Annotated in this window: 13 protein-coding genes; 9 read left to right on the forward strand and 4 right to left on the reverse strand. The window is 74.3% G+C overall.

The genetic code is table 11. The annotated features are described in order from the left end of the window. Window positions 1-8: 8 nt before the first annotated feature. Together BJ984_RS12160 and BJ984_RS12165 are read right to left on the reverse strand one after the other, a co-directional pair. The gene (locus BJ984_RS12160) at window positions 9-1,154 is read right to left on the reverse strand and encodes an FAD binding domain-containing protein (protein WP_179548247.1); all 1,146 of its coding nucleotides are present in this window, start codon (window positions 1,152-1,154) and stop codon (window positions 9-11) included. After that, complete coding sequence (locus tag BJ984_RS12165; RefSeq protein WP_179548248.1) at window positions 1,151-1,402, reverse strand: DUF2188 domain-containing protein; 252 nt, start codon at window positions 1,400-1,402, stop codon at window positions 1,151-1,153. The genes BJ984_RS12160 and BJ984_RS12165 overlap by 4 nt, the downstream gene beginning before the upstream one ends. 142 nt (window positions 1,403-1,544) lie before the next feature. Between BJ984_RS12165 and BJ984_RS12170 the strand changes: the two genes are divergently transcribed. From BJ984_RS12170 to BJ984_RS12180, 3 genes are all read left to right on the forward strand, one after another. Next, a complete protein-coding gene (locus BJ984_RS12170) occupies window positions 1,545-2,045 on the forward strand; it encodes an SRPBCC domain-containing protein (protein WP_179548249.1) in 501 nt (166 codons plus the stop codon). Between the two features lie 55 nt (window positions 2,046-2,100). Further along, entirely contained in the window at window positions 2,101-3,591 is a 1,491-nt protein-coding gene (locus tag BJ984_RS12175) for a cryptochrome/photolyase family protein (RefSeq protein WP_179548250.1), read from the forward strand. 71 nt (window positions 3,592-3,662) lie between these two features. After that, window positions 3,663-4,697 (forward strand): zinc-dependent alcohol dehydrogenase, encoded by a 1,035-nt coding sequence (locus BJ984_RS12180; protein ID WP_179548251.1) that lies wholly within the window; start codon window positions 3,663-3,665, stop codon window positions 4,695-4,697. A 70-nt stretch (window positions 4,698-4,767) separates the two neighbouring features. Here BJ984_RS12180 and BJ984_RS12185 read toward each other — a convergent pair whose 3' ends face one another. Next, window positions 4,768-5,484, reverse strand: a complete 717-nt coding sequence (locus BJ984_RS12185) for an RraA family protein (protein ID WP_179548252.1) — start codon at window positions 5,482-5,484, stop codon at window positions 4,768-4,770. A gap of 157 nt (window positions 5,485-5,641) precedes the next feature. Between BJ984_RS12185 and BJ984_RS12190 the strand changes: the two genes are divergently transcribed. The 5 genes from BJ984_RS12190 (at window position 5,642) to BJ984_RS12210 (ending at window position 9,175) form a co-directional block, all read left to right on the forward strand. Beyond that, complete coding sequence (locus tag BJ984_RS12190) at window positions 5,642-6,088, forward strand: DUF1801 domain-containing protein (RefSeq protein WP_179548253.1); 447 nt, start codon at window positions 5,642-5,644, stop codon at window positions 6,086-6,088. A 69-nt stretch (window positions 6,089-6,157) separates the two neighbouring features. After that, the gene (locus tag BJ984_RS12195; protein ID WP_179548254.1) at window positions 6,158-6,505 is read left to right on the forward strand and encodes a DUF2200 domain-containing protein; all 348 of its coding nucleotides are present in this window, start codon (window positions 6,158-6,160) and stop codon (window positions 6,503-6,505) included. Between the two features lie 4 nt (window positions 6,506-6,509). Then, window positions 6,510-7,121, forward strand: a complete 612-nt coding sequence (locus BJ984_RS12200; protein WP_179548255.1) for a hypothetical protein — start codon at window positions 6,510-6,512, stop codon at window positions 7,119-7,121. Between the two features lie 84 nt (window positions 7,122-7,205). After that, window positions 7,206-8,504, forward strand: a complete 1,299-nt coding sequence (locus BJ984_RS12205; RefSeq protein WP_179548256.1) for a sensor histidine kinase — start codon at window positions 7,206-7,208, stop codon at window positions 8,502-8,504. Next, entirely contained in the window at window positions 8,501-9,175 is a 675-nt protein-coding gene (locus BJ984_RS12210; protein WP_179548257.1) for a response regulator, read from the forward strand. Before BJ984_RS12205 ends, BJ984_RS12210 begins: the two co-directional genes overlap by 4 nt. Window positions 9,176-9,182: 7 nt before the next feature. Here BJ984_RS12210 and BJ984_RS12215 read toward each other — a convergent pair whose 3' ends face one another. After that, window positions 9,183-9,833, reverse strand: a complete 651-nt coding sequence (locus tag BJ984_RS12215) for an alpha/beta hydrolase (RefSeq protein WP_179548258.1) — start codon at window positions 9,831-9,833, stop codon at window positions 9,183-9,185. 134 nt (window positions 9,834-9,967) lie between these two features. Here BJ984_RS12215 and BJ984_RS12220 point away from each other — a divergent pair, with 134 nt between their 5' ends. Beyond that, complete coding sequence (locus tag BJ984_RS12220; RefSeq protein ID WP_179548259.1) at window positions 9,968-11,119, forward strand: ROK family transcriptional regulator; 1,152 nt, start codon at window positions 9,968-9,970, stop codon at window positions 11,117-11,119.

Raw genomic sequence — 11,119 nt, forward strand, 5'->3', positions numbered from 1 at the left:
GGTGGTGATCAGTGGGCGAAGGGGAGGGACGCGGCGAGGCGGCGGCCGTAGTCGGAGATCGCCCGGCCCACGGGCAGGCGCTCGGCGTCGTAGCGGGCGAGGGCGCGGCCGAGCGGCAGCGCGTCGAGCAGGGCGCTGAGCGCCATGGCGTCGCCGGCAGCCTTCGCCGCCCCCATCGCCGTGTGCGGGCGCACCACCACGGCGGCGTCGCCGAGGAGCACCACCCGCCCCTGGGTGAGTCGCGGGGGCACGTAGTCGAAGATCGCCTGGAGGAAGGGCCGCGGCTCCGCGGCGACGGCGTCGGCGAAGGGCGGCGGGAGCTCCCGCGTCGCGGCCGAGACGAGGTCGTCGCGGAGGGGCGACGGCAGCTGTCCGGGAGCGAGGGACACGTCGGTGGGTGGGCGGCCGGCCGACTCCATGAGGGCGGCGAGGGCATCCGGAGCCATCGGACGGTACCAGACCCAGTTGTAGCGCCGATCGCCCCGCGTGATCTCACCCGCCGGGCCCGGCACGAGGTAGCCGAGCAAGTGCGAGCGCGGGCCGGTGAAGAAGCCGAAGCGCTCGAGCAGCACCGAGCCGGCGGCGGCGGGCAGCGCCGACTCGGGCACCAGGCCGCGCCAGGTGACATAGCCGGCGGGGGAGTTCGCGGTGCGGCCGGGGGCGACGGCCTCGCGGGCGACGGAGCCGAGGCCGTCGGCGCCGATGACGAGGTCGAACGCCTCGCGCCGGTCGCCCTCGAGCTCGATCACGGCCTGCTGCTCGGTGCCGTGCACGCTGCGCACCCGGCTGGCGAGCCGGTACGCGTCCCTCGGCACGGCGGCGCGGAGCACCTCGTAGAGGTGGTCCCAGGAGAGCTGCGTCTGCGGGGTCGGATCGCGGTGCACCACGCCGCCCTCGCGGTTCAGCGTGATGCGCTCGTGGGCCACCACGCCGATCCGCCCGGCGTCGTCGCGGCCGATCAGGTGCAGCAGCTCGAACAGCTCCTGCTGTGCGACGAGGCCCGCCCCGCGGCGGGCGAGGCCGTGCTCGGAGCGCTCGAGGACGGTGACGCGATGGCCGGCCCTGCTGAGCAGGGAGGCGGCGAACAGGCCGCCGATCGAGCCGCCGACGACCGCGATGTCGAGGCGCGGCGGGGTGCCCGGCGTCGTCGTCATTCCAGTCGGTCGGTGTCGCGGTTCGAGCCGTGGGCGCCGTGGTGCTCGGAGCCGTGGTGCTCGGACCCGTGGTGCTCGGACCCGTGGTGCTCGTGATGCTCGCCGCGTCGTCGTCCGCCGTAGCGCAGGCCCGCTTCGACGGCCTCCTCCTTGGTGCGGAACGGCCCGCTGACCGTGCGGGACTCCCCGGCCTCGCGGTTGTACCAGGAGCCGTCCTGGTGGTAGGTCTCGACGTCGTCCTGCGACATGGTTCCTCCTTCGTCGGAGGCTCCTGTCTACCCCGCGGGACGGGCCGCGTCTTCCGACCGTGGTCGGAAGAGCATGCACACCCCGCCGGGCCGGAGGGAGCGCGCTCTGGACTTCGGGGCCGGCTGTCGCGAAGATCGACGCATGAGCACCGCACGCACCCCCACCGGTCGCCGCGAGCCCCGCGGCGGGGCCGATGCCCTCGTGCTCGAGCGGGCGTTCCCGGATGCGGCCGAGACGGTCTGGGCCGCCATCACCGAGCCGGCCCGCCTCGAGCGCTGGATCGGCACCTGGTCGGGCGACCCGGCCACCGGCACCGTCGACTTCGCGATGACGGCCGAGGGCGACGACGTCGCCGCCGAGCCGGTCGAGGTCTCGGTGTGCGAGACGCCGTCGCGCCTCGCGGTGAGCCTCGGCGAGGGCTGGCGCCTCGAGCTCACGCTCGCGGCAGCCGCCCCGGGCACGGTGCTCACCTTCGCCCACCTGGTCGACGATCCTGACGCCATGGCCGACGTCGGGCCCGGCTGGGAGTACTACCTCGACCGGCTCACGGTCGCCCTCGCGGGCGGCGAGGTGGCGGACATCCGCTTCGCCGACTACCACCCCGCCCAGTGCGACTACTACCGGGAGCTCTTCGCGAGCTGACCGTTTCAGCGCTCAGATCGCAGCCGATGTCGGAGGTGCCGGGTAGGAAGGGATCATGACCTCCGGAGCACGCGCCGCCGACGAGCGCACGCGGTGGGTGTTCGCGGGGCAGCTGGGGCCGCTGTTCGACGACGGGGGGCCCATGATGATCGTCGAGGCGCGGTCGGTCTTCGGGCGGCGGCCGATGCACCGGGCGAAGGCCCATCTGCTGCTCTCGGCGATGCGGCACCGCGCCGCCGAGCTGGGCGAGCGGGTCGAGTACCACCGGGTCGAGCGCTACTCCGAGGCCGTCGACGGCCGTGACGACCTCGAGGTGATCGACCCGACGAGCTGGGCCGCCCGCCGCTTCGTGCGCCGCCGCGGCATCGCGGTGCTGCCGAGCCGGGGCTTCGTCACCTCCGAGGCCGACTTCGCCGTCTGGGCCGCGACGCGGGCGGGCAAGCGGCTGCTGATGGAGGACTTCTACCGCACCGTGCGCGAGCGAACCGGGCTGCTGATGCGCGGCGACCAGCCCGAGGGCGGCCGCTTCAACTTCGACCACGACAACCGCACCCCGCCGCCGAAGAACGCGGCGCGTCTCGGGCTGCCCGACCCGCGGTGGCCGGTCGAGGACGAGATCGACCAGGAGGTGCGCGCCGACCTCGACGCCTGGCAGTGCGACGGCCGCGTCACCCTCGTCGGCGACGACGGGCCGCGGCGCTTCGCGGCCACCCCTGCCGAGGCCGAGCGCGCGCTGGCCGACTTCGTCGAGTCGCGGCTGAACGACTTCGGCCCCTTCGAGGACGCCATGCTCGACGGGGACTGGACGATGGCGCACTCCCTGCTCAGCGCCCCCATGAACCTCGGCCTCCTCGATCCGCTGCAGGTCGTCGAGACGGTCGTGGCCGAATACCACGCGGGCAACGCCCCGCTGTCGAGCGTCGAGGGCTTCACCCGGCAGATCATCGGCTGGCGTGACTACGTCTGGCACCTCTACTGGCACCTCGGCGAGGGCTATCGCACGGGCAGCAACGCGCTCGGCGCGCATCAGCCCCTCCCGGAGGCCTTCCGGCAGCTCGACCCGGCGGCCATCGAGGCGAACTGCCTGCACGAGACCATCGACGGCATGCGGCGGCACGGCTGGGCGCATCACATCCAGCGGCTGATGGTGCTCGGCAACTGGGCGCTGCAGCACGGCTACGACCCGGTCGCGCTGAACGACTGGTTCGTCGACATGTTCGTCGACGGCACGCCCTGGGTCATGCCCGCGAACGTGATCGGCATGTCGCAGCACGCCGACGGCGGCATCGTCGCCACCAAGCCCTACGCCTCGGGCGGGGCGTACATCGCGAAGATGTCCGACTACTGCGGCAGCTGCGTGTTCGACCCGAAGGTGCGGCTCGGCGAGAACGCGTGCCCGTTCACCGCGGGGTACTGGGCGTTCCTCGACCGGGTCGAGCCGCGCATCCGGGGCAACCACCGCATGGCGCAACCGCTCGCGGGGCTCCGCCGGCTCGCCGACCGCGACGCCGTCGTCGACCAGGAGCGTCACCGCGACCGCTGGTGAGCACCTGAGCACGCCGACCCGGTAGCCTCGGCTCAGCGTGCGACGACGGACGATCGAAAGGGACGCAATCGATGACCTGGCCCACCGGTGAGATGCCCGTGCTGCGGATCGAGCCGGGGCGGGTGACGCCCGGCACCGCCGCCGTGCCGCCCGAGCGTGCGGGTGAGGTGCTCGTCGAGGTGGCGTTCCTCGGCATCTGCGGCACCGACCTCGACCTGCTGCGGGGCGACAGTTACTTCGTGCGGGAGGGGCTCGCCGAGTATCCGCTGATCTTCGGGCACGAGTTCACCGGCACGGTCGTCGCCGTGGCCGACGGGGTCGAGGCGGTGGCGCCGGGCGACCGGGTGGTCGGGCAGACCGTCGTGACCTGCGGGGCGTGCACCCCGTGCCAGGCCGGGTTCCGCGACGGCTGCGAGCACCGCCAGGAGGTCGGGCTCGTGGGGCGGCAGGGGGCGGCGGCGCGGTACGTGTCGATGCCGTCCACGTCGGTGACGCGACTGCCCGAGGAAGCCTCGCTCGCGGAGGCGGTGCTGATCGAACCCGGGGTGACGGCGGTGAACGCGGTGCTCAGCACGGGAATCCGCTTCGACGACCGCGTCGCGGTTCTCGGCACCGGCACTCTCGGCCTGCTGGCCCTGGCGGTCGCGCTGCGCGTCACCCCGCACGTCGACGTGATCGGCTCGAGCGAGGCCGGCCTCGCGCTGGCGCTCGAGCTGGGCGCCGAGCGGGCACTGCGAGCGGATGCGGTGGTCGCCGGTTCCTACAGCGTCGCCATCGAGGCGGCCGGCCGGGCGAGCGGGGTGGCGATGCTCGGGCGCATCCTCCGCCCCGGGGGCCGCGCGGCGCTCGTCGGCGTGGTGGCGGGCGGGGTGCCCGACTTCGATCCGGCGCCGATCACGATGAAGGGCCTCACCGTGCACGGCATCTTCCACGGCCTCGACCACTACGGGCGGATGGCCGAGCTGATCGCCACCCCCGGGTTCCCGGCGGCGCAGCTGATCGACCGGGTGCTGCCCTGGCACGAGGCCGAGGCGGCCTTCGCCGCGCTCACCGCGGGGGAGCGTCGCCGCCCGAAGGTGCTGCTCGACCTCACGACGATGCGCTGACGGCCGCGGCGCGCTGGCCGCCGCGGGGTGCTGTCGGCCAGGTTGTACCGGCCGCCGAGATGCGCCGCCCCTACTCCTCGACGGCTCCGCCGAGGCGACGGAGATGCTGGCGGAACGTGAGGCCCGTCGTGTCGCGGTCGTCGAGGTAGGCGGCGAAGCGGGTCTGCTCGCGCAGGGACGTGCCCCCGCGCATCCGCTCGGCCTGGCGCCGCTCGGTGTTGCGGATGCCCGCCGCGACCCCCGCCACCTCGTCGGCGGCCGCGCGCGGCACGAGCACGATGCCGTCGTCGTCGGCCAGTACGAGGTCGTCGACCGTGACGAGGTGCGAGCCGAGCCGCGCCGACACGAGGGCCTCGGGCGCTTGCGGGTCGAGCCGCAGGGGCCCGGTCGGCAGGCTGCCGGCGCTGAACACCGGGAGTCCGATCTCGCGCAGTTCGGCGGTGTCGCGGTGCAGGCCCCAGATCACGATCGCGGCGAGACCCGCCTGCGCCACCTCGAGGGCCACCAGGTCGCCGACGCAGGCCTCGTCGTCACGCCCGCCGTTGTCGACGACCAGCACCTCGCCGGGCCGGGCCAATGTGAGCGCCTCGAGGAAGACGTCGACGCTGCCCGAGTGCCGCACCGGTCGCGCGGGCCCGGCGACTCGGCGCCCCGGCAGCAGCGGCCGGACCCCGGGCGGCGCGCACCGCACCGGCAGCCCGAGCCGCACGAGCGCGTCGGCGACGTGCGCCGTGGTGAGCTGGCCGAATGCGGTGGAGTCGGAAGCAGGGACGTCGTCGACGGCCATCACGGCCCTCCTCGGTTCGCTGTGGTGCGGGGTGCAGGGTGCGCCCACGCTATCGGCCCGCCCATTCCGGACCGGGTATGCAGACCCGATTCAGGATCGGGAAGCGGGGCGGGACCGAGGGTCGCTAACCTGGGGGCACGACGAAGGGCGGTGCGCCGTGAGCGCAGCACAGGACGGCGGCTTCTCGGCCGAGGAGCGCGCGGCGATGAAGAGCCGGGCGGCCGAACTGAAGGCCGAGGCCCGCAGCGGCAAGGCGGCCGAGAAGGCCGCGGCCGACGCGGCGGCGGTCGAGGCGAAGATCGCCGAGATGCCCGAGCCCGATCGGGTGATGGCCGAGCGGCTGCAGGCGCTGGTCGCCGAAGCGGCACCCGCGTTGCAGCCCAAGCTCTACTACGGTCAGCCCGGCTGGGCGAAGAGCGGCAAGGTCGTCGTGTTCTTCCGCAGCGGGCTGATGGACAAGGCCCGGTACTCCACGCTCGGCTTCAGCGAGAACGCGGCACTCGACGACGAGACCGGGCTCTGGCCCACCTCCTACGCCCTCGAGCGCCTCGACGACGCCGCGGCGGCGCGCATCCGCGACCTGATCGTGACGGCGGCCGCCTGACCCCGGGCACCGGGCTGCTCTACCCTGGAGAGGTGGCGCACCGGTGCCGCAGACAGCGACGGGAGAACCATGGCGCACCGCATCTTCCAGACCCCGTTCGCGGCCGTCTACCCGCACTACCTGGCGAAGGCCGAGCGCAAGGGCCACACGAAGGCCGAGGTCGACGAGGTCATCCGCTGGCTCACCGGCTACGACCAGGAGGGCCTCGACCGCGCCGTCGCCGAGCAGACCGACTTCGAGACCTTCTTCGCCGGGGCACCGGCCCTGAACCCGAACGCCGGGCTGATCACGGGCCTGATCTGCGGCATCCGGGTCGAGGAGATCGACGACCCGCTGATGCAGCGGATCCGCTGGATGGACAAGCTGGTCGACGAGGTCGCCCGGGGCAAGAAGATGACCTCGATCCTGCGGAGCTGACCGGGTGACGAACCCCGCCCCGCCGTTCCCCTCCGCCCGCCCCGCCCGTCGCCCGCCGCCCGGCTGGCCGTTCTGGCTCGCCTTCGCGCTGCTGATCGTGCCCGGCCTGATCGCCCTGTCGGCCCTCGGGGGCGCCCACGACGCCGCGGTCGACCGCCTCGCCCAGGTGCGCGACGTGGTCGACCGCGATGTCGTGGTCACCGGCACCCTCGTCGACGTCGAGACGAACTCGGGCCTGCCGACGAACCAGGGCCAGTACGAGGCCGTGATCCCGGATGCGCGGGGCGGCCCCGGCACGACCGTGACGCTCGGTGGCGACGACCACTGGGGCTTCCCGCCCGACCCCGACCACCCGGCACGGCTCGACTTCCTCGTGGTGCTCGACGACCCGCCTCACGCGATCGCGCACGGCCCGGTCGGCACGGTCGCCGCGGTCACCCCCGCCACGGTGGCGGACGCGGAGCAGAGCGTCGACCGCACCCGCGTCGTCTGGATCGTGGCCGTCGTCGTCTTCTGGGCCGCCGTCGTGACGCTGCCCGCGCTGGCGATCCTGTTCTCGGTGCGCCGCCGCCGGGCTCGCGCCACCGGGCGACGGATGCCCGTACCGCGCCTCTGAGGGAGCACCCGCGCCGCTCATCCCTTCGGAAGAATGCCGCGCCGATCCACCCACGGGGCCCGGGCCGCCCCCTACCGTGAGGGCATGCCTCCCGTCATCGCACGCCTCCGCCCCCTGCTCGAACCGGCCGTCGGCCTCGTCTTCCTGCTGCTCTGGATCCAGGCGGAGATCGGCCGGGCGCATCCCACCGGCTCCTGGATCGTGCTCGCCGTGTACGCGGCGGCCATCGCCCTGTCCCGCCTCGCCCCGCTGGCGTCGCTGGCCGCGGTGGCGGCGGTGCCGGTGCTGCAGCTTCTCGGCGTTATGGCGCCGCCGGAGTCGACCACGTGGCCGATCGCGTTCGCCGGGATCGCGGCCGCCTACGCCACCGGCCGCTCGCCCCGAGCCGTCGTGCGCTGGATCGGTCTCGCCGGCGGGGTGCTCGTCTCGGCCGTGCTCGGAGTCGTGCTCGTGAAGGTCGGCGACTGGCGCAGCTGGACGGGTCTCGCCGGAAGCGGCAACGGCTCGGACCTCGGGCCCTCGGGCAACCCGAGCGGCGTGCAGTTCGCGGTGCTGCTGGGCGCGGTCGCCCTGCTCGGCTGGGCGCTGGCCTGGTCGATCGGCCTCGGGCTGCAGCTGGCCGAGCGCCGCCGCCACGACCGGCAGCGGCTGCTCGAGACCGAGCGCGAGCTCGTGACGATCGACGCCGAGCGCCGCAGTGCGCTCGAGCGCACGGCGATCGCCCACGAGGTGCACGACGTGCTCGCCCACTCCCTGACGGTCGTGATCGCGGTGGCCGACGGCGCCCGGTACCTCCGCGAGGCGAAGCCCGGGACCGCCCCGGTGCGCACCGACGATGCCCTGCGCGAGATCGCCGGGGCCGCCCGCTCGGCCCTGGTCGATCTGCGGGGCCTCCTCGAGGGTCTCCGCGACGATCCGGGCGGCGACCCGCTGCAGCCCCGCCCGGCCCTGGCCGATCTCGGCGCCCTGGTCGACCGGGTCGCCGCCACCGGGATGCGGGTGCACCTCGAGCAGCTCGGCGAGCCGCGGCCGCTGACGCCCACGCAGGAGCTCAGCGTCTACCGCATCGTGCAGGAGAGCCTGACCAACGCGTTGAAGCACGGTGGCGCGCATCCGGTGGCCGCGGTGTCGCTGTCGTGGGACGGCGACGGCGACGGGCTGGCGCTGACGGTGGTGAGCCTCGGCGTCCCGGCGCCGGCGGAGGACGGTGCCGCGGCGGTGCAGCGCTTCGGCATCCGGAGCATGCGCGAACGCGCCGAGCTCGCCGGGGGCTGGCTCACGGCCGGCCCCGAGAGCGACGGCGAGTACGTGGTGACCGCCTTCATCCCGCTGGCCGCCGACCGCGAGCCGATCTCGGCGGGCGCGGCGGGGGCGATCGCGTGAGCGCCATCCGCGTGGCCGTCGCCGACGACCAGGAGCTGTTCGTCTACGGGCTCCGCATGCTGATCGAGAGCCAGTCCGACCTCGAGCTGGCGGGCACCGCGCACGACGGTGCCGAGGCGGTCGCGCTCGTCGACCGCACCCGGCCCGACGTGGTGCTGATGGACATCCGGATGCCCGCCCTGAACGGCATCGAGGCCACCCTGCGCATCACGGCCGGCACCGACAGCCAGGTGGTGATGCTCACGACCTTCCAGCAGGAGCAGGCGGTGTTCGAGTCGCTGAAGCACGGCGCGAGCGCGTTCGTGACGAAGGACGTGGCCCCCGAGGTGCTGCTCGACACCATCCGCGCGGTGCACGCGGGCGACGCCCCGCAGTCGCCCGTGACGGGTCAGGGCTCGCTGACCGCTCTGGTGCGCGCTCGGGCCGAGGCGCCGGCGACGGTGACGACGGATGCGCGGCCCGCCCCGCAGGCGCTGGCCGCCCTCTCGCCGCGCGAACGCGAGATCTACCTCCTGGCGGCCACCGGTCTCCGCAACGCCCAGATCGCGGCGGCGACCTTCGTCAGCGAGGCGACGGTGAAGTCGCACATCCGGAGCGTGCTGGCGAAGCTCGGACTGTACTCGCGGGCGCAGATCGTCGTGCACGCCTACGAGCACCGGCTGGTGAGCTGACGGCAGCTCAGACGGCCCAGCCGAGGTCGCGCAGCCAGGCTGCGGCCTCGTCGGGCCAGCGCGACGGCAGGCCCGAGCCCTCGGCGAGTCCCAGACCGTGCGCTCCGGACGGGTGCACGTGCACGGCATGCGGCACCCCCGCCGTGGCGAGCGCCCGCGCGAGGTCGTAGACCGGGCGCACGTCGACCGCCTCGTCGTCGGCGGTGTGCCAGACGAAGACCGGCGGCGAGGCCGGCGTGACCAGCAGCTCGAGCGACGTCGCCTGCCGCAGCTGTTCGGAGGGGTGCTCGCCGAGCAGCACGTCCCGTGAGCCGCTGTGGCTCGGCGCGACCATCGACACCACCGGATAGCAGAGGATCGCGAGGTCGGCGACGCCGCCCGGCTCGCCCTCCTCGGGTGCCAGAGCGGCGAGGCCCGCCGCGTGGCCTCCGGCGCTGAAGCCCAGCACCCCGACCCGTGAGGCGCCGGCCGCCCGCACCCGGCGGATCTCGGCCCGCACGGCCTCCAGCGGCCCGGGATGCTCGGTCAGCACCGGGTACCGGAAGACGCTCGATGCCACCCCGACCCCGCGCAGCCACTCGGCCACGGGCTCGCCCTCGTGATCGGCGAGCATGCGGTAGCCGCCTCCGGGCAGCACGATGACGTGGTTCTCAGGCATCCGACCACGCTAGCCCAGCACCGGACGACGGGGTCCGCATCCGCCCGGGGTGTGCTTCAATGAGATCAGTCGGCGCTGACCCCTGTTCGAGGGTGGCGCCGTCTGCGGACGTCGGTCATCGAAGGGGATGCACGGTGACAGCTTCAGGGGCGGGCGGCTCGGGCCGCGTGGGTCTCCTCGACTTCGTGCGGCGCGCCGGGCAGACGACTCGGCGGTCGATCGCCGAGCACACGGGGCTCTCCCGCAGCGTCGTCGCGCAGACCGTCTCCGAGCTGATCGAACGCGGGCTCCTGGTCGAGCGCAGCCCGGCCGCCGCGACGACACGGGGCCGGCCGACCGCGGTGCTCGAGCTCGCGCGCCAGCCCGGCGTGGTGCTGGCCTTCGACATCGGGCACCGGCACGTCACCGTCGCCGTCGCCGATCTGCACGGCCGCGTGCTGGCCGAGCCCCGGGTCGACCTGGTGGTCGACGACGGCGCGGCCCCGACGATCCGTGCGCTTCGACGGCTCACCACCCACGCGCTCGCCCGAGCGGGAGCCGCCGTCGGCGACGTGGCCGCCCTGGGGGTGTCGTTCCCCTACCCGGTGCTGCGGCCGAGCGGTGCGGTCCGGGCGCCGGCCGCACTGCCGGGCTGGCAGGGCGTGACGGCCGAGACGGTGCGGCCGGCCGGGTTCTCGGGCCCGATCGTCGCCGACAACGACGCCAACTTCGGGGCCTGGGGCGAGCGGATGCGCGGCGGTACGGCCCTCGACGACATGCTCTACGTCAAGCTCGGCGACGGTATCGGCGCCGGCCTCGTGGTGGGCGGGCGGCTGCTCGCGGGAGCGCGCGGCACCGGAGGGGAGATGGGCCACATCCAGGTCGAACCGGGCGGCCTGCTCTGCCGCTGCGGCGGGCACGGCTGCCTCGAGACCGTGGTCGCCGCGAGCCTGCCCGACGAGCACCTCGCCGGGCTCCGGGTCGGGCGCGCCATCGCCCAGCTCTGCACCTTCGTCGACACCTCCATCGTCGTGCTGGGCGGGCGCTTCGGCGCTGCCGGCGGCCCGCTCGTCGAGGGTGTGCGCGAGGCGGTGGCGCGGTTCTCGCCTCCGGGGGAGTCACGGGTCGAGGTGAGGGTCGCCGCGCTGGGGGCGCGGGCGGAGCTGGTGGGCATCGTCGACCGCACGGTGTCGGCGGCCTGGGCATCCGGAACCGCACAGACGGGATCGATGGCGCATTCGTCCTGGGACCGGACGAATTCACCGGCTGTACTGGAGCATCCGTTCAGAGACGAACGGGTGTCGTAG

This window comes from Herbiconiux flava (assembly GCF_013409865.1).
GTDB lineage: Bacteria > Actinomycetota > Actinomycetes > Actinomycetales > Microbacteriaceae > Herbiconiux > Herbiconiux flava.